The following is a 17,344-nucleotide window of genomic DNA, read 5'->3' on the forward strand; positions in this document are numbered from 1 at the left end:
TTACAGCGATTGCAGCAGGCTCGCTAACTGGCGATTAATCACCTGCTGATTGAATTCTGCTTCAACTTTTTGCCGCGCATTTTGCAGCACGGGGATCAGCGTCTGCCGATCGATGTCACTGAACGCGGCCAGACGGTCCGCCAGCGCCAGCGCGTTATTTTCGGGGACCAGCCAGCCGGAATGTTCAGAGGTGATCAGCTCCGGGATCCCGCTGTGCAGCGTCGAAACCACCGGAATGCCGACCGCCATCGCCTCCATCAGCGCCACGGGAATGCCTTCCATATCGCCGTCGGCCCCCGTCACGGAGGGCAGCAGAAATACATCGGCGTCATCGAGCATGGCCTTCACTTCGTGGCTCGGCTTAAAGCCGGGCATCTCGACCACGTCTTCCAGCTGATACTGCTCAATCAGGGTGCGCAGACGACGCTCCCACGGTCCGATACCGAGAATGCGGTAGCGGAAGTCCACGCCGCGCGCCTTCAGCTGGCGACAGGCCTCGATGGCCACGTGCAGCCCTTTCTTTTCGGTCAGACGGGCCACAGAGATAATTTGCAGCGGCTTGCCCGGCACCTTGACCGGTCGCTGGGTGAAGCGTTCCATGTCCACGCCCATGCGTGAAACGGTGATTTTCTCGCTCGGGCAGCCCATGGTTTTCAGGCGTCCGGCCCACAGATCGCTTATCGGCAGCATCATGTCGCCACGGCGAAACAGCTGCTGATATTCCGGCGTGTAGTGGTTCAGCACTTCCCGGCTGGAGATGTCGATACCGTGGAAAATGGTGGCGATTTTGCCCTCAATCACCCCCAGCTCGCGCAGTTTCGCGGCGGTTACGCCTGCCGGTCCGAAGTGGGCGATAAAGACGTCGGCGCGATACGGCTGGGCCGTTTGCCCGCAAATGGCGGAGAGGATCAGGTTGCGGGCCTCCGCCCCGTAGCGCGACATATTCAGCGCCCGCCAGGTCGACGCGCGATGCAGGCCGCGCAGCGTCTGGCCGGCGCGATGACGCAGTTTGTTCATCCGTCCGGCGGGTTCGTCCTGCAACCAGCGGGTTTTCGCCTCCAGCCCATACTGGGTATACGCCGCATGGGTGTTCTGCGTATCGCCCTTTTGCAGGGCGATAATCTCCACGTCATATCCCATATCGATAAACGCGGTGATTTGGTTCAGCACGAAAGTTTCAGACGACAGCGGGAATTTCAGTAAGAAGAAACCAACCTTCATTTCCCCTCCCGGACGCGGTCGAGGACGGATTTCACCATCCCAATGCCCTTTTCGCGTTCGGCTTTCACCGCCACCGCCAGACGCTCGTTGATCGCAGGCAGCTGGCCGAGCGTGTCGCCCACCATTGCACCCAGCGATCCGTCCAGCAGATGACGAATATCGACGGCCATTTCCGGCATACCGAGCTGCTGCATAATGCCCGCGGACTTGTGCTCGTAGTTGATGGCGATGGCCGGCGTGCCGAAGTTCATCGAGATAATCGCCGAGTGCAGACGCGTGCCCACGGTCAGGTCGCAGGCGGAGAGCAGTTTGCCCATCTCCAGGTCGTTCAGTTCGTCCATCACCACGTGGTAGCGGGACGGATCGTTCACCAGGTTGCGCAGGTTCAGCGCCACCATGCGGTCATCCTTGTTGTAGCTGTCGATACCGGTACAGGTTGAGAGCGCCAGCACCTGGTAACCGCTGTCCAGCACGCGGTTGACTACGTCGGCAAAGGCTTTTTCGTACGCCGCCTGGGTCGTGCCGAGGCGTTTATCAAACGGGGCGAGTTCACGCAGGGTAATGGCGACGGTTTTCTGCTGTGCCGCCACGTCCAGCCAGTGCTGTACCGCGTAGCTGGCCTGGAAGCTGTCATCCTGATGATCCACCAGCCAGGCGGTGTCTACGCCGTGCTCCACTTTGGTGGTGTCGATTTCGCTGCGCTTCATCATGTCGAGGCTGACTGATTCACGCAGGATCAGCGCGTCGCAGTGGCCGAAGACATAGTTCGCCAGCTGGTTAAACTGCGGATCCTGGAATGGCCCGACGCTGTGGCCGATCATAAACAGCGGTTTTTTCGCCATAAAGGTGCAGAGCGCATGCTCAAACTGCGGCACGCCGTACAGGTCGACGAAGAACGAGCCGCCCACCTGAATAATGGCGTCATAGCCGGACAGCAGACGCACGAAATCGGTAAAGCCCTGCGCGATGGCAATGTTGCGCAGCTTGCCGGTATCGGTGACGCGGGAAAGCAGCACCTGATGCTGGTAGCGACGACGCAGCACTTTCTTCACGCGCCCCATCACGCCCGCAGCGTTGTTGTGCTGTTTCATCTGGCTGTAGAGCGGGTCGCCCATCACCGGGCGGTTCAGTAACCAGGATGAGCTGACCGGATAACGGCTCATCACATCCACTTCTGTCTCAGGCTTAAGGGTGTTAATTGCATCCAGTAAACCGCGCAGGATGGCGCTGTCGCCACGGTTGCCGCAGGTATGGTTGCCAAGAATAAGTAATTTCATAATGGCCTCGTAAAATTAGCCTGCGCGAAGCAGCGTTTTCATTTTTTCGTTACGGCAAAACTGGCGCTTCATCTCGACCACCAGCGCATTGCGGGACAGCACAATCATCACGCCGAACGCCAGCGCGCCGGCCGCCACCTGCACCGCCAGCAGCGCCGCCAGCGGCAGATGCCCGTTGAGCACCACGCCCAGACCGTAGCTCACCACAAGCGTCGGTAATGAGAGATAAAACGGCAGCCACAGGCTGAGAATGTACTGACGGTAGCTGGAGCCCAGCACCGGTTTGATCATCACGAAGTAGCTCAGCACGGTATTGACGATCTGCACCAGCAGGAAGCCGAGCGTCACGCCAATGGCGCCCGCCGTGTGGCCACCCACAATAATTGCCGGAATAAACAGGAAGGTTTTAAACACGTTGAACTTGAAGCTGATATCCACGCGCGCTTTCGCCATCAGCAGAGAACCAATCGGGTTCCCCACCGAGCGCAGCAGCCCCACAACGCACAGCAGTTGCAGGATCGGGATGATGCTGTTCCACTTCTCGCCAAACACCAGCGGCACGAAATTGCTGGAGACCACCATCAGCCCCAGCAGCACCGGGAAGTTGATGATCCCCACCACGGAGAGCAGCTTGTAAAAGTTCACGCGCAGCTTCTCGGTATCGTCCTGAATCTTGGCGAACGCCGGGAACAGCACGCGGGTAATGATAGGGTTGAGCTTCATCGGCGGGACAACCGCGACGTTGTACGCCAGGTTATAGCCACCCGCGACGCTTGCGCCCAGAATGCGCGCCAGCACCAGCGTGGAGAGGTTAGTATTCACGTAGTTGATGATGCTGTCTGCCGTCAGCCATGCGCCAAAGCGCAGGTTGGACGAAACAGACGCCAGCGAGAAGTGCAGCCCCGGGCGATAAATCTTGCGGCCAAAGAAGCCAAACAGCAGCGTGCGCACGGCAGAGTTAACGAGGTAGCCAAGAATGGCGGTCATCGCCAGCGGCCAGAAATGGGCGCTGACCACGGTGAAGGTAAAGCCCGCCAGCACGGCGCTGGTCTCGATCATGCCAATCTTGTTGAATTCCAGCTCTTTTTGCATCAGCGCGCGGAACTGCTGCCCGTGCGGGATCACCACAAAAGCAAACGACAGGGTGCGCATCAGTGGCGCCAGGTCCGGGTTATGCAGCACGTTGGCAATCACGTCACTCAGGAGGAACACCAGCACAAAGACAAAGATGCCAAGCCCAACGTTCAGCCAGTAGAGCGTCGTCAGCTCCAGATGGCTGATCTCTTTGCGCTGGATAATGGAGTTGGCGATACCGAAGTCAGACAGCGTATCGGCCAGCGCGATAATCACCAGCGAGACGGTCAGCAGGCCAAACTGGTGGTTATCGATAATGCGCGCCAGCACCGTCATCTGCACCAGCCCGAGGCCGATGATGACGATGGTGGCCATGGCTGACCATTTTGCGCCGCTGATGGTTTTTTCTCGTAAGCTCATCTTAGTACGCCGCTTTGTTCACGAAGCCTTTGAAAATGGTCAGAAAAACAATCTTGATATCGAACCAGAGGCTCCACTCGCGGATGTACTCCAGGTCGAACTCGATGCGTTTTTCCATTTTTTCCAGCGTGTCGGTCTCGCCGCGCCAGCCATTGATCTGCGCCCAGCCGGTAATGCCTGGCTTCACCTTATGGCGCAGCATGTAGCCTTCAATCAGGGTACGGTACTGCTCGTTATGGGCAACGGCGTGGGGACGGGGCCCGACGATGGACATCCCGCCGGTGAACACGTTGATGAACTGCGGCAGCTCATCCAGCGAGGTACGGCGCAGGAAGTTGCCCACGCGGGTGACGCGCGGATCGTTCTGCGTCGCCTGGGTTACCACCTTGTCGTTCTCCATCACCTTCATGGAGCGGAACTTCCACACCATGATCGGCTTACCGTCCATGCCGTAGCGGGTCTGACGGAAGATGATCGGCCCCGGCGAGCTGATCTTCACCGCCAGCGCAATGCAGCACAGCACAGGGGAGATCAGCAGCAGGATCAGGGACGACAGCACAATGTCTTCCACGCGCTTCAGCACGCGGTTGATCCCCGACAGCGGCGTGTCGTACAGCGGAACAACCGGCACCCCGTTTACCTCTTCAATACGGGAGTGAAGAATGTTGAAGGTGAACACGTCCGGGATGAGGATCACCGAGCAGGTGGTATCCGCCAGCTCGCGCATCAGTTTCTTGATGCGGGATTCATCCTTCATCTGCATGGCGATGTAGACGTTATGAATTTTGCCGGCTTTGGCGTCGTCAATAAGCTGTTCGTAGTTGCCCGCCCAGTCGGACGGCACGCCGCCGGGCTTCGCGTCGTGATAAATCCCGACCACTTCAAAACCTAACCACGGCTCTTTGCGGAAGCTGTCGAGCAGCACCTGCCCGACCGGCAGATCCCCCGCCACGGCAACGAAGCGGCGGTTATAGCCGCGGTTGCGCAGCCAGCCTGCGCCGAAGCGGATCAGCGAGCGGCAAACCACCATGCCAACGCTGGTCAACAGATACCAGCAGAGATAGGTCACAAGGCGGTTATCAAAATCATGGCTGAACGCCACCAGGCCTGCGCTGAAAATCAGGCTTAAGGTCCAGTTCTGGAGCAGCAGCATCAGTTCGGTGGTCATTTTGACCCCGCGCCATGAACGATAAAAATCGGTCATGCCGCCAATCATCTGAAACACCACCAGCGCGATCAACGCCATCAGCAAATGCATGTAGAAGAACGACTGCCCGCTGACCCAACACACCGCCCACAGTCCGCCGACCATGATGGTGATATCAGAAAAACGCTGCACCATTGAGATTAACGATGCATTCGTTCTCGCTCGTTCGCGCTTTTTTAGATTTGTCATCGTTGTTCCTTTAGTTCTAAACCTTTTCCCTCACCCTACCCCTCTCCCCAAAGGGGAGAGGGAACTTAAACACCCTCTCCCCTTTGGGGAGAGGGCTGGGGTGAGGGGCAGTTTTTACTGATTCAACAGCGCCAGAATGTCCTTCGTTCGGGCTTCCATCAGCGCCGTGTCAGCGCGGGATTCCACGTTCAGGCGCACCACCGGCTCGGTGTTTGAGGAGCGCAGGTTGAAGCGCCACTGCGGGAACGCCATGCTGATACCGTCGGTACGGTCAATCTCCAGCGCGTGAAGGGCAAAGTGGTGTTCAACGCGGGCGATGGCCTCGGCGGGCTGTGCCAGCTTGCTGTTGATCTCGCCGCTGGCCGGGAATGCCGCCATGCGGTCGCGCACCAGCTCACCCAGGCTCTGCCCTTTCAGGCACAGCAGTTCGGTCACCAGCAGCCACGGGATCATCCCGCTGTCGCAGTAGGCAAAATCACGGAAGTAGTGGTGCGCGCTCATCTCGCCGCCGTAGATGGCGTCTTCCTCGCGCATGCGCTCTTTGATAAACGCGTGACCGGTTTTGGACATCACCGGCTCGCCGCCCGCGGCCTTCACCACGTCAACGGTGTTCCAGGAAAGACGCGGATCGTGAATGATCTTCGCGCCCGGGTTTTTCTCAAGGAACGCTTCCGCCAGCAGGCCAACGATGTAGTAGCCTTCGATAAACTGCCCTTTTTCGTCGAACAGGAAGCAGCGGTCGAAGTCGCCGTCAAAGGCGATACCCATATCGGCACCGTGCTCGATCACCGCGTTGCGGGTGTCGTCGCGGCACTCCGGCAGCAGCGGGTTAGGAATGCCGTTCGGGAAGTTGCCGTCAGGCGTGTTGTGCACTTTGACGAACGTTACCGGCACGTTCAGCGCCTTGAAGCGGGCTTCAAGTGCATCGACAACCGGGCCTGCCGCGCCGTTGCCGGAGTTGATCACCAGCTTCAGCGGCTTGAGGTTTGCCACGTTGATGTAGCCCAGCAGGTGGTCGATGTACTCTTTTTGCAGGTTGATCTGCTTATAGCTGCCGCGGCTGGCTTCATTCACCGGCGGGAAGTCGTTGGCCTCGGCCAGACGCTGCACGTCGCGCAGGCCGGTGTCGCCGCTGATAGGACGCGCGCCCTTGCGCACCAGCTTCATGCCGTTGTAGTCCATCGGGTTATGGCTGGCCGTCACTTCGATACCGCCGTCCACGCCGAGGTGGAAGGTGGCAAAATAGATCTCTTCGGTACCGGAAAGGCCGATGTCCAGGACATCCACGCCCGCGTCCTGTAGCCCTTTCGCCAGCGCCAGCTTCAGGGATTCACTGGTCAGACGCACATCGCCGCCCAGCACGATAGTTTGTGGCTTCAGGTATTCGCCGTACGCGCGGCCAATGCGCCACGCGATGTCTTCATTCAGCTCTTCGCCCAGCTTGCCGCGAATGTCGTAGGCTTTAAAACAGGTTAATTTTTCCATGATGACCCCTTTTTCAGGCAACAGTTGGCCCTGACCAATTAATGGCCAAATTTATTTTTGTCATTCGTAGGCCCGGTAAGCGCAGCGCCACCGGGCATGTTGCGGAGTGCTACACGCGCCCGTAGCGATCCTGGAAGCGGATGATGTCGTCCTCCTCCAGATAGGAGCCGGAGCGCACCTCAATTAGGTCGAGCGGAATTTTCCCCGGGTTTTCCAGGCAGTGCGTTGCCCCCAGCGGAATATAAATGGACTCGTTTTCGCCGAGCAGCTTCACCTCACCGTCGATGGTCACTTTGGCGGTACCCGCCACCACGACCCAGTGTTCGGCGCGATGATGGTGCATCTGCACCGACAGCCCCTCACCCGGCTTCACGGTGATGCGCTTCACCTGGTAACGTTCGCCCGCGTCGATGGAGTCATATTTCCCCCACGGACGGTAGACTTCCCGGTGGATATGGTGCTCGTGACGGCCGTCGGCCTTGATCTGCTCCACCACTTTTTTCACGTCCTGCACGGCGTTACGGTCGGCAATCAGCACCGCGTCTTTGGTCTGCACCACCACCAGATCTTTCACCCCGACCGTGGTGACGAGGCCAGACTCGGCGTAAACGTAGCTGTTTTCCGTTTTGTGGCTGATGACATCACCGTGATGGACGTTCCCCTCCGGGGTATGTGCGCTGATCTCCCACAGTGATGACCAGGAGCCAACGTCGCTCCAGCCCGCATCCATCGGCACCACTACCGCATCTGCCGTGCGTTCCATCACCGCATAGTCGATGGACTCTTCCGGACAGGCGAGGAAGGCGTCTTCATCCACGCGGATAAAATCGAGATCCGGATCCACCACCGCCATCGCTTTTTCGCAGGCGCTTAAGATATCCGGACGGTATTTTTCCAGTTCTTCCAGGTAGCGCCCGGCGCGGAACAGGAACATGCCGCTGTTCCAGTAGTATTCACCGCTGGCCACGTACGCCTGCGCGGTTTCCAGATTAGGTTTCTCGACAAACTGCGCCACGTCAAAGGCCACACTGTCGCCCTCGCCCGGCGTTACGCTGCCGCGACGAATGTAGCCATAGCCGGTTTCCGGCAGGTCCGGCACGATGCCGAAGGTCACCAGCTTGCCGTCTTCTGCATAAGGAATGGCCGCCCGAACCGCGTCGCGGAAGGCGTCTTCCTGCTGGATGACGTGGTCAGCCGCCAGCACCAGCATCAGCGGGTCGCAGTCCGGGCTGCTGCGTTTCGCCGCCAGCGCCGCAAGGGCGATAGCGGGCGCGGTGTTACGTCCGGCAGGCTCCAGAATGATATTTTCGGTCAGTTTGTTCAGCTGGCGCAGCTGCTCGGCAACGATAAAGCGGTGCTGTTCGTTGCAGATCACCACCGGGCTTTCGCACTCCACGCCGTGCAGACGGTTAACCGTCGTTTGCAGCATGGTGAGGTCGCCCTTCAGGCACAGAAATTGTTTTGGATAAAGCACGCGGGACAGTGGCCACAACCGGCTCCCGGATCCACCCGCCATTACGACCGGATACAAAGTGGTTTGACTCATGATTTATCCCCGTATATCTGCAATAAATTGGCTCAGCACGTTCTCTTTCTCGAGCGTGCGTTCGGCATATTCACGTGCCACCGTGTTCTCTTTTGGCATGGCGAGTGCCTGCTCAATTCCGGTTACCAGCGCAGGGACCGATTCCGGCTCCACGCAAACGGCAATGCCCGGGTAGCTGTTGCACAGCTGGCCTAATTCTGTTCCGGCTTCTGCCGTAATCACCGCGTTTCCGCCCACTGCCAGAATATTGGTCAGCTTGGACGGCAGCACCGCATCCGCCGCGCCGCGTTTTTGCACCACCAGATGGCAATCCGCCATTTTCAGCAGCGCGGGCAGCGCGTCATAAGACTGAAGCGGGAAGAAGCGGATGTTGGTCAGTCCGCGCTCGCTGGCCATTTTCTCCAGCCGCGCCTTACCGCCGCCCTGCCCGACAATCACAAACATCCACGGGTGTTCGCTCAGCTGAAGCGCAGCGTCAATCACGCTCTCCAGCCCCTGTTTTTCACCGATGTTGCCTGAGTAAAGAATAATTTTTTGTTCCGCAGGCAAGCCGAGCTTCGCGCGCAGCGCCTGCGCATCGTGTTCTGTTACATCGCGGAAGCGCGCCACTTCGGACCAGTTCGGAAAGAAGATCACCTTTTCCGCCGGAACGCCCTTCTCCTGCGCCTTGTTCATCATCGAGCGCGAGATGGTCGAAACATAATCCACGTTGTGCAGGCCGCTGCGCTCAAAGGCGCTGGCGAGTTTCGCCACCTTGCCGCCCTTGCCTTTTCCGGCCATACCCAGACCGAGCATGGCGTCCACTTCATAATCCTGAATGTGCAGCAGGGTGCGCGCGCCGGAGAGTTTTCCCAGCAGGCGCATGCCCGGCGTGCAGAACAGCGTCGGCACCACGCCGATGATGCGATCCGGCTTCCAGCGACGCTGCGCCATCAGCGGGAAGAAACTGCTCAGGGCAAAGCTGCCCAGATGAATTAAACGTTTCAGCGTCGAGGGCTGTTTCGGCACGTAGAGCGGGCAGCGCCAGACGGTCGCGGCCCCCTCTTCGCGGCGATAGCGCCAGCTGGAATAGCGTTCGCTTACCTTCCACTCCGGGTAGTACGGCGGGGCGGTAATCACCCGCACGTCATGTCCCTGGCTCGCCATCCACTCGACCATCTCGCCGGTGTATTTCCCGATACCGGTTAATTCCGGCGAGTAGTTAATTCCGTAGACGAGGATTTTCATAGGCCTGGCACCTCGGCCTGACGTTCCGCGAGGAAGTACGCCCGACTGTTGTCGTGGACGTTGTCGCTTGCCAGCAGCGCCTCTGGCGTTAACCAGCGGTAATCGTCATGCTGAGAATCAGGCAGACGCAGGTCTGCCTCACTCACCTTCAGGCGAAACCCCAGCACGATGTAGTGCGTGGTGAAGCCGGTGCCTGAAAAGTTGTCGTCATAGAAGTGCTGCCAGACCCCGTAAAACTGGCCCGCTGCCATCGGCAGTTGCAGGCCCAGTTCCGCCAGAGTGAGACGCTCGAAGGCATTTGCCAGCGTCTCATCCTTCTGCACGCGCCCGCCGGGCACGAACCAGAAGCCCTGTGCAGGACGATTGGTTCGTTTCCCCAGCAAGAACTCGCCGCGTTCGTTCTCCACGATCAAATCAATTGAGATGAGCGGAGTGGAACGCACCACCGTGGCAAAATCTTCCTGACTTAAAAACATCATTACCCCCGGAAGCGGTGCTGGTTTTCCAGGAACCACTGGTAGGTGCTGGCCAGCCCCTGCTCCAGTGAGACCTCGTGATACCAGCCCAGCTGATGCAGACGGGTCACGTCCAGCAGCTTGCGCGGCGTGCCGTCCGGTTTGGTCGCGTCAAACACCACGCGGCCCTTGTAGCCCACCACCTGCGCGATGGTCTGCGCCAGCTCGCGAATGGTGCAGTCCACGCCGGTCCCGACGTTAATGTGCGACAGCATCGGCTCGGTGTTTTCCTGCCACACCTCGCGATCCAGCTCCATCACGTGAATACTGGCAGCCGCCATGTCGTCCACGTGCAGGAACTCGCGCATTGGCGTCCCGCTGCCCCACACCACCACGTCCGGGGCGTTTTCGGCAGTCGCCTCGTGGAAGCGACGCAGCAGCGCCGGGATCACGTGGGAATTGCTCGGGTGGAAGTTATCGTGCGGTCCGTACAGGTTGGTCGGCATCACCGAGCGATAGTCGCGGTTATACTGACGGTTGTAGGATTCACACAGCTTGATCCCGGCAATTTTCGCAATCGCATACGGCTCGTTAGTGGCTTCCAGCGTGCCCTGCAACAGTTCGCTTTCGGCAATCGGCTGCTTCGCCATCTTCGGGTAGATACAGGATGAGCCGAGGAACAGCAGCTTGTTCACGTTGTGCAGATGCGCCGCGTGAATGATGTTGCTCTCAATCATCATGTTCTCGTAGATGAAATCCGCCGGGTAGGTGTTGTTAGCGACAATGCCGCCCACCTTCGCCGCCGCCAGATACACCTGGTCGATACGTTCGCTGGCGAAGAAATCCTCCACCGCTTTGCTGTCAAGCAGGTTCAGCTCGTCGCGCGTGCGAACAATCACCTCGACGTCGCCGCGCTGTTCCAGCTGGCGAACAATCGCGGAACCCACCATTCCGCGATGACCGGCGACAAAAATACGTTGTTTTGTCATTCTCAGGACTCCAGCGCGATGGCAACCTCGTAGCCATGAGACTTGAGCAGGGAGTGTTTTTTCGCTGCTTCAAGATCTTTGGCCACCATCTCGGATACCATTTCTTGCAGGGTGGTTTCTGGTTTCCAGCCCAGCTTCTCGTGCGCTTTGGTTGGGTCGCCCAGCAGGGTTTCCACTTCAGCAGGACGGAAGTAACGCGGATCAACCTGGACAATCACGTCGCCTGGCTTCACGCCCGGTGCGTCGTGGCCGGTCACGGAAACAACGATACCCTTCTCTTCCACGCCGGTGCCTTCGAAGCGCAGCTTGATGCCCAGTTGTGCCGCAGCCATCTCAACGAACTGACGAACGGAGTACTGCACGCCGGTCGCAATCACGAAGTCTTCTGGCTGCTCCTGCTGCAACATCATCCACTGCATTTTCACGTAGTCTTTCGCATGGCCCCAGTCACGCAGGGAATCCATGTTGCCGAGGTGCAGGCAAGACTCCAGGCCCTGAGCGATGTTGGCGATTGCGCGGGTGATTTTGCGGGTCACGAAGGTTTCGCCGCGACGCGGAGATTCGTGGTTAAACAGAATGCCGTTACAGGCGTACATGCCGTAGGATTCACGGTAGTTCACGGTGATCCAGTAAGCGTACAGTTTCGCCACAGCGTACGGGGAACGCGGGTAGAACGGCGTGGTTTCTTTCTGCGGGATTTCCTGCACCAGGCCGTACAGCTCGGAAGTGGATGCCTGGTAGAAGCGGGTTTTCTTCTCAAGACCGAGGAAGCGAATCGCTTCCAGCAGACGCAGCGTACCCATCGCATCCACGTCGGCGGTGTATTCCGGGGACTCGAAAGAAACCGCAACGTGGCTCATCGCCCCCAGGTTGTACACTTCATCCGGCTGCACTTCTTGCAGGATGCGGGTCAGGTTGGAGGTATCGGTCAGGTCGCCGTAGTGCAGATGGAATTTCGGGTTTGCCGCATGCGGATCCTGGTAAATGTGATCGACACGCTCGGTGTTGAATGAAGAGGCACGACGCTTAATACCGTGAACTTCATACCCTTTTTCCAGCAGCAATTCTGCCAGGTAAGAACCATCTTGTCCGGTAACGCCGGTGATGAGAGCGACTTTAGACATGTTTATATTCCTCTGTACTTATCAAAGTTTTTCAGTTTCAACGCGTTCGCGTATCACCACTGCGGGGTTGCCACGGCAAACTTTATTTGCCGGTAGCGATTTAAAAACGCTGCTGCGGGCACCGACTACCGTGCCATCGCCAACAGAAACACCGGGTGCAACAAAGACATCCGTTGCCAGCCAGCATTTTTCACCGATTACAATAGGCGTAGCGGTAATATCAAAATGCGGGCTCATAAAATCGTGGCTGCCGGTGCACAAATAACACTTCTGTGACACCACCGAATTTGCGCCAATCGTAATCTCGCCAAGGGTATATAACACTGCGTCATCCCCTACCCAGGCGTAATCCCCAAGCGTTAATTTCCAGGGATAGGTAATTTTCACCGAAGGACGAATGACTACGTTTTTTCCTATTTTTGCGCCAAACAGGCGCAGTAAAAATGCGCGCCAGCGGTACAGTATTTGCGGGGACCAGGCAAATAACGTTGCCTGAACGGCCCACCACAGTTGAACCTTAATACCGCTCCCGCCCCGAAAACCTTTCGGCACGGAGAATCCATTTAATTCCTGCATTACGTTTCCTTATATCTCAGGCTTTGTTATATAAGGCTTTCGCTTTACCCGTCGTTTTCAGACGTAAGAAATAAGATAATTCCGCCCAGAACCCCGGCACACGTAATATTTTACGCTGCACATTTTTGGCATCCTGACACAATTCCAGATTATTTGAAGTTGACACGCCGCCCATTGAAAATTCAGATACCAGTCCTTTAATTCGACGGAACGGGTAGCCGGATTTGTACAGGCTGGCGGCCAGGGCATAATCTGATGACACTTTATAGCGCAAATCGTAAGGCTGTTTTTTCAGGCCGCTCATCGGGAAGAAAATAGCCTGATGGCTGGCCGGCAGGCTGTGGTAGATATACCAGCCTGGCTTCGCGCCGCGCAGCACTTTTTTCCCTTCACCGAAATCAAGCAGCGCATCGCCGATAAACATCGCATCTTCTTTCTGGCGCGCCAGCTGGCGGGCAAACAGCGCCACATCCTCATGGAACACGTCGCCGGAATTAAGGAAAATGGCGTAGCGCCCCTGCGCCATGCTGATGCCTTTATTCATCGCATCGTAAATGCCTTTATCTTTCTCGCTGATGTAACGTAAGTTGAACTCGCCGTTGAGTTTTTCCAGGAACTCTGCCGTGCCGTCGTTCGAGCCGCCATCGACCACGATCCACTCAAACGTGAGGCTCGGATCGCGCGCCAGGTTGCGCAGCGAGCGCCAGGTTTTTACCACCCCTTCGTAGTTACGAAAGGCGACAGTAATGACGCTAAGAAACATAAATCACCTCATTTCGTCATACGCGCGTAATATTGAGCGCTTTGCGCAAAATAAACGGACAGACAATTAAGAAAGCATATTCCGGGCTAAATATTGACCCGGTAAAAAACAGCGACACCGGTGTAAACAGATAAAGTTGCACGCGAAAGTTCTGGTTATCACCAAACGCGTTAATCATCATTTTGAAAACTTTAAACAGATACCACAGTGTCAATAGTACGGCGAACCAGGAAAAATAAATAATTAACAGATACAGACCATTGTCTATGGTTTTTCCGACGTCCGCACCGTTAAAGATTCCGAATGATGCAACATATTCGTAAAGTGAGCCGAATCTTACTACGCCATCAATATGGGTTAAGGAATAACCCACCATCACCAGTGGACCCACGATGCGATAATAGGACGACGAACCTTCCGTTCCCAAATCACCCAGACGCTCTGAAATGTACGGAAACGCGAATATGACGCCCACTAAAAATACCGTCAGAGAGATTATCGCCAGCGGCAGTTTTTTCTTAATCGCCTCTTTGTTCAGGTACTGGAACGCCCATTCAAGAAGGTAAAACAGGATAAACGTCATTACCCCTGAGAACGACCCAGACAGAACGATTCCTGCAAGAATCATAGCATCGGTCTTGGGGGTTTTGATACCGAACTGTTTGATGCTGAGCCAAATTGAGATTAATGCCAGAGCAAAAAACGCCGGTTCAAAATAGAGCGCGGTAGTACGCTTGCCACCAAACTTAATGAAGTTCAGTACATAGCTGTTACTGTATATAAGATATTTCGAAATTATTTCCATCAGGCTACTACCGCCCGTGAGAATAATTTGCGCCATCTCCATTGCCGCAAGCATAACAATCAGCCCAACGGCAATATAAAAGAACCTGAGGATTTTCCGATAATTGTGAGGAGAAATAGTTTTAAAGCGAATACTCCATACCATGCCAATAATGATAACGATATAAACAAACAGCATGGTGGAGGTGACATATTTGCTGGCATCCAGCGACTGACCAAAGATGTAGTTAAACGCCGTCAGGCCAAACCCGATCCCCAGCGCAATCATCAGCTTTTTGAGGTTAAGCTTGTCAACGTACAGCAACAGCAGAACCGGCAGGAAGGTGACGATGGTGATCGGGAAGCTTTCACCGAGCTGGGCAATCTTAACGTTGACCAGCAGGTAGATCAGCGGCAGCAGCAGATAACTACAGATTCTGATAGAACGAGACATACTCCTCCAGCATCTGTTGTCCGCTGTATGCTTTGCGGCTGCGGTTGCGGAACGATTCCAGGTCCGTGCCAAAAACGGCCTGCGCAATATCGGCCTTCGACAGCTGCACCAGCGGCAGCACCTCCTGCTCGGCGAACGTTTTACCGCCCGATTTCTCCAGCACTTCACGCGCCGCGTCGCTGTGGGTGGCAATCACCGGCACGCCAATGGACAGCGCTTCGCACAGGATCAGCGGGTAGTTGTCCACGCGGGAGCTGAACACCAGCGCGTCCATGCCGTTGAGGGCGCTCATCAGCTTGCGCTTGTCGGTTTCAAACCCGTGATTCACCACGTTAGCGCCTTCGAACGGCGAGAATTTGCCAAAGGTATGCAGTTCAATTTTGTCGCCGAGCGCCATCATGTCGCGCACCAGCTGCTGGTTGGTTTTGCCGTCGTAGCGCAGGTCATGGGCGACGACCGCAATTTTCGGCTTGCCGGCGGTAACGGCCACGGGCGTCAGTTCGGCCAGGATCTCTTCCGTCGCCACATCAATACCGTTGTTGATGATCTTGCAGCGCCCTGCCCCGTAAAGGCTGTTAAAAGCATCCGCCACGTGCTGGCTTGGAGAGATAAACGTGCAGCCGAGCGAAAGCATATCGCGGAACAGCTGACGCTTGCCCTCAACCAGCTGATGCGCGCGATCCACCTTCACCGGCGGGTAGTTGCTAAGCGTAGGGCATTTCTGGCAGGCGTTTTTCCAGCCTTCGCATCCGTCGGTGAACGCGCAGCGTCCGGTCACGCTCCAGTGGTCGTGCAGCGTCCAGACGAACCGGGTATCCGGCTTGTGCGCCTTCACCTTGCCGCAAAACGCCACCACCTCATCCAGATTCAGCCAGTAGCTGTGCAGCACGTGGAAGTGCAGCACAACCGGGCCGCTGGTGCGGGTGACGGTGCGGTAAAGATTATTCAGGTTGCCAAACAGATCGCGGTTAAACAGGCGGAACAGCGCAATATTGGCGATGGAGGTCAGACGCGGCGTCTGCTTCAGCACCTGCGGATAGTTATCATGGCTGACGCTTTTCTTGCCGCCCTTGCCGTAACCGTAAACGAAGCGCGACTGGAGTCCTTTTTGCAGCGCGCGCTGGTGCAGATCCAGCGCTACGCCTGCCGCCCCGCCCTCTGCGAGGCGCACGTTAAATTGCAGAATGTTCATTTAATCACCTTCACGCGGGCTTTTTCACCCACCACCAGCGCGTTGTCCGGGATGCTGTCCAGCACCACGCTGCCTGCGCCAATCGTCACGTTATTGCCTACGCTAATATCGCCAATCATCACCACGTTCGCCCCCAGCTCGACGTTATTGCCGATGACCGGGCAGGCCAGGCTGTCCGGCCCGCGGTTGCCGATGGTCACCCCATGGCGAATGGTGAAATCATCACCCGCGACCACGAACTTGTTGATGACGACCGCATAGCCGTGATGAATGGTAAAGCGGCGACCAATGGTGGCAGCGGCCTGAATTTCATAGCCAAAAAAGCATTCGGTAATGATGCGATACAGCACCAGCACCGGCGCGGCCCAGATATTGTTCAGTACGTTTTTCTTGCGCCACACCGAGCAAAAGTGCGCAATACGGTAGGCCAGAACCATGCAGCACGGACGCAGGCTCCAGCTGTTTGCGCGGCAATCTTCCAGAAACATTATTTCCCCCGAAGCCCGTCAGCCAGACGCTTGCCATTACGCACCGACAGCAGCGTCAGCAGCGTGCGCCAGTTCATGCGCTTATTGCGGATCTGATAGAGGGTAAAGAGCTGATACTTCCGGCTGGCACGGTCAAACTTGTCCTTGTGCTTGCGGTAAAAATGGAAGTAGCCCGAGAATTTTTTCGGTGACGAGGTGATCTGCATCTCCCCGTGGTTGATGTGCAGGATCTGCGTGGCCTCTTCCACCTTCCACGGCTCGCCGTACTCCACCACCATGCGCAGGAAGATGTCGTAATCCTGCGCGGCCTTCAGCTCGGTATCGAACAGGCACTCCTTAAAGCGCCAGGCCCAGGTAAACACCTGATTACCGATGATGTTGCGCTTGTAGAACAGGCGGCGGGAATAGGGTGATTTCGGATACAGCGGCAGGCTGGCCGGCTGCGAATATACCTCGCCCTGACAGACGTAGTCGTTGGCATAGAGAAACGCGTGAGTCACCAGCTGCGCCTTGTGCGACAGGAAAATAGACAGGCGGTTTGGCGTCCATTCGTCATCGTCGTCGATACCGGTGAGATACTGCCCTTTCGCCTGCATAATCGCCTGATTGCGCACCGCGCACGCCCCGGAGTTGATGGCGTTGTGCGTATACACCACGCGCGGATCGTTAAGGTCTTCAACAAATTTTTGCAGCTGTTCGTAAGAGGAGGAACAGTCATCCACGATAATCAGTTCCCAGTTATCGTAATCCTGACGCAGGACCGATTTAATCGCGCGGATCGCCAGCTGCTGACGATTCCATGTCGGCATATAGATAGAAATCAAAGGGCGTTGTGTGCTCATGTATTCCTCCTGCCCCCACCCCTCACCCTAAC

Annotated in this window: 16 protein-coding genes; all 16 read right to left on the reverse strand. The window is 56.8% G+C overall.

The annotated features are described in order from the left end of the window. Entirely contained in the window at positions 1-1,221 is a 1,221-nt protein-coding gene (gene wcaL / locus DBR02_RS00880; RefSeq protein ID WP_107533357.1) for a colanic acid biosynthesis glycosyltransferase WcaL, read from the reverse strand. Then, a complete protein-coding gene (gene wcaK / locus DBR02_RS00885) occupies positions 1,218-2,498 on the reverse strand; it encodes a colanic acid biosynthesis pyruvyl transferase WcaK (RefSeq protein ID WP_064910358.1) in 1,281 nt (426 codons plus the stop codon). Before wcaK ends, wcaL begins: the two co-directional genes overlap by 4 nt. 15 nt (positions 2,499-2,513) lie before the next feature. Next, positions 2,514-3,992, reverse strand: a complete 1,479-nt coding sequence (gene wzxC, locus DBR02_RS00890; RefSeq protein ID WP_107533358.1) for a colanic acid undecaprenyl disphosphate flippase WzxC — start codon at positions 3,990-3,992, stop codon at positions 2,514-2,516. A gap of 1 nt (position 3,993) precedes the next feature. Continuing rightward, positions 3,994-5,388 carry an undecaprenyl-phosphate glucose phosphotransferase gene (gene wcaJ / locus DBR02_RS00895; protein WP_063866523.1) on the reverse strand — a complete coding sequence of 465 codons (1,395 nt, stop codon included), beginning with the start codon at positions 5,386-5,388 and terminating at the stop codon, positions 3,994-3,996. A 114-nt stretch (positions 5,389-5,502) separates the two neighbouring features. Then, the gene (gene cpsG / locus DBR02_RS00900; RefSeq protein ID WP_063450247.1) at positions 5,503-6,873 is read right to left on the reverse strand and encodes a colanic acid biosynthesis phosphomannomutase CpsG; all 1,371 of its coding nucleotides are present in this window, start codon (positions 6,871-6,873) and stop codon (positions 5,503-5,505) included. A gap of 109 nt (positions 6,874-6,982) precedes the next feature. Then, on the reverse strand, positions 6,983-8,419 hold the full coding sequence (gene cpsB, locus DBR02_RS00905) for a mannose-1-phosphate guanyltransferase (protein WP_063450248.1): 1,437 nt from the start codon (positions 8,417-8,419) through the stop codon (positions 6,983-6,985). 3 nt (positions 8,420-8,422) lie between these two features. Next, on the reverse strand, positions 8,423-9,646 hold the full coding sequence (gene wcaI / locus DBR02_RS00910) for a colanic acid biosynthesis fucosyltransferase WcaI (protein WP_107533359.1): 1,224 nt from the start codon (positions 9,644-9,646) through the stop codon (positions 8,423-8,425). Beyond that, a complete protein-coding gene (locus DBR02_RS00915; RefSeq protein WP_074177722.1) occupies positions 9,643-10,122 on the reverse strand; it encodes a GDP-mannose mannosyl hydrolase in 480 nt (159 codons plus the stop codon). The genes wcaI and DBR02_RS00915 overlap by 4 nt, the downstream gene beginning before the upstream one ends. A gap of 2 nt (positions 10,123-10,124) precedes the next feature. After that, entirely contained in the window at positions 10,125-11,090 is a 966-nt protein-coding gene (gene fcl / locus DBR02_RS00920) for a GDP-L-fucose synthase (RefSeq protein WP_063450251.1), read from the reverse strand. A 2-nt stretch (positions 11,091-11,092) separates the two neighbouring features. Beyond that, positions 11,093-12,214, reverse strand: coding sequence for a GDP-mannose 4,6-dehydratase (gene gmd, locus DBR02_RS00925; protein ID WP_003863514.1), 1,122 nt, complete (start codon positions 12,212-12,214; stop codon positions 11,093-11,095). Positions 12,215-12,235: 21 nt separating this feature from the next. After that, positions 12,236-12,790: a colanic acid biosynthesis acetyltransferase WcaF gene (wcaF, locus tag DBR02_RS00930; RefSeq protein WP_063450253.1), complete on the reverse strand. Its 555-nt coding sequence runs from the start codon at positions 12,788-12,790 to the stop codon at positions 12,236-12,238. Between the two features lie 16 nt (positions 12,791-12,806). Then, positions 12,807-13,553 carry a colanic acid biosynthesis glycosyltransferase WcaE gene (gene wcaE / locus DBR02_RS00935; RefSeq protein WP_063450254.1) on the reverse strand — a complete coding sequence of 249 codons (747 nt, stop codon included), beginning with the start codon at positions 13,551-13,553 and terminating at the stop codon, positions 12,807-12,809. A 16-nt stretch (positions 13,554-13,569) separates the two neighbouring features. Continuing rightward, positions 13,570-14,790 (reverse strand): colanic acid polymerase WcaD, encoded by a 1,221-nt coding sequence (wcaD, locus tag DBR02_RS00940; RefSeq protein WP_063450255.1) that lies wholly within the window; start codon positions 14,788-14,790, stop codon positions 13,570-13,572. Then, positions 14,765-15,982 carry a colanic acid biosynthesis glycosyltransferase WcaC gene (gene wcaC, locus DBR02_RS00945; RefSeq protein ID WP_063450256.1) on the reverse strand — a complete coding sequence of 406 codons (1,218 nt, stop codon included), beginning with the start codon at positions 15,980-15,982 and terminating at the stop codon, positions 14,765-14,767. Before wcaC ends, wcaD begins: the two co-directional genes overlap by 26 nt. Then, positions 15,979-16,470: a colanic acid biosynthesis acetyltransferase WcaB gene (gene wcaB, locus DBR02_RS00950; RefSeq protein ID WP_063866528.1), complete on the reverse strand. Its 492-nt coding sequence runs from the start codon at positions 16,468-16,470 to the stop codon at positions 15,979-15,981. The genes wcaC and wcaB overlap by 4 nt, the downstream gene beginning before the upstream one ends. Continuing rightward, complete coding sequence (wcaA, locus tag DBR02_RS00955) at positions 16,470-17,312, reverse strand: colanic acid biosynthesis glycosyltransferase WcaA (RefSeq protein ID WP_006811246.1); 843 nt, start codon at positions 17,310-17,312, stop codon at positions 16,470-16,472. Before wcaA ends, wcaB begins: the two co-directional genes overlap by 1 nt. Positions 17,313-17,344: the final 32 nt, after the last annotated feature.

The sequence above is a fragment of the Enterobacter cloacae complex sp. genome (assembly GCF_900322725.1).
GTDB lineage: Bacteria > Pseudomonadota > Gammaproteobacteria > Enterobacterales > Enterobacteriaceae > Enterobacter > Enterobacter quasihormaechei.

Bases quoted from the DNA above. Each gene is read 5' to 3' on its own strand.
- wzxC (WP_107533358.1), bottom strand. From the start codon at position 3,992: ATGAGCTTACGAGAAAAAACCATCAGCGGCGCAAAATGGTCAGCCATG.
- wcaL (WP_107533357.1), bottom strand. From the start codon at position 1,221: ATGAAGGTTGGTTTCTTCTTACTGAAATTCCCGCTGTCGTCTGAAACT.
- wcaK (WP_064910358.1), bottom strand. From the start codon at position 2,498: ATGAAATTACTTATTCTTGGCAACCATACCTGCGGCAACCGTGGCGAC.
- cpsG (WP_063450247.1), bottom strand. From the start codon at position 6,873: ATGGAAAAATTAACCTGTTTTAAAGCCTACGACATTCGCGGCAAGCTG.
- wcaA (WP_006811246.1), bottom strand. From the start codon at position 17,312: ATGAGCACACAACGCCCTTTGATTTCTATCTATATGCCGACATGGAAT.
- wcaC (WP_063450256.1), bottom strand. From the start codon at position 15,982: ATGAACATTCTGCAATTTAACGTGCGCCTCGCAGAGGGCGGGGCGGCA.
- wcaI (WP_107533359.1), bottom strand. From the start codon at position 9,646: ATGAAAATCCTCGTCTACGGAATTAACTACTCGCCGGAATTAACCGGT.
- gmd (WP_003863514.1), bottom strand. From the start codon at position 12,214: ATGTCTAAAGTCGCTCTCATCACCGGCGTTACCGGACAAGATGGTTCT.
- wcaJ (WP_063866523.1), bottom strand. From the start codon at position 5,388: ATGACAAATCTAAAAAAGCGCGAACGAGCGAGAACGAATGCATCGTTA.
- DBR02_RS00915 (WP_074177722.1), bottom strand. From the start codon at position 10,122: ATGTTTTTAAGTCAGGAAGATTTTGCCACGGTGGTGCGTTCCACTCCG.
- wcaB (WP_063866528.1), bottom strand. From the start codon at position 16,470: ATGTTTCTGGAAGATTGCCGCGCAAACAGCTGGAGCCTGCGTCCGTGC.
- wcaF (WP_063450253.1), bottom strand. From the start codon at position 12,790: ATGCAGGAATTAAATGGATTCTCCGTGCCGAAAGGTTTTCGGGGCGGG.
- fcl (WP_063450251.1), bottom strand. From the start codon at position 11,090: ATGACAAAACAACGTATTTTTGTCGCCGGTCATCGCGGAATGGTGGGT.
- wcaD (WP_063450255.1), bottom strand. From the start codon at position 14,790: ATGTCTCGTTCTATCAGAATCTGTAGTTATCTGCTGCTGCCGCTGATC.
- wcaE (WP_063450254.1), bottom strand. From the start codon at position 13,553: ATGTTTCTTAGCGTCATTACTGTCGCCTTTCGTAACTACGAAGGGGTG.
- cpsB (WP_063450248.1), bottom strand. From the start codon at position 8,419: ATGAGTCAAACCACTTTGTATCCGGTCGTAATGGCGGGTGGATCCGGG.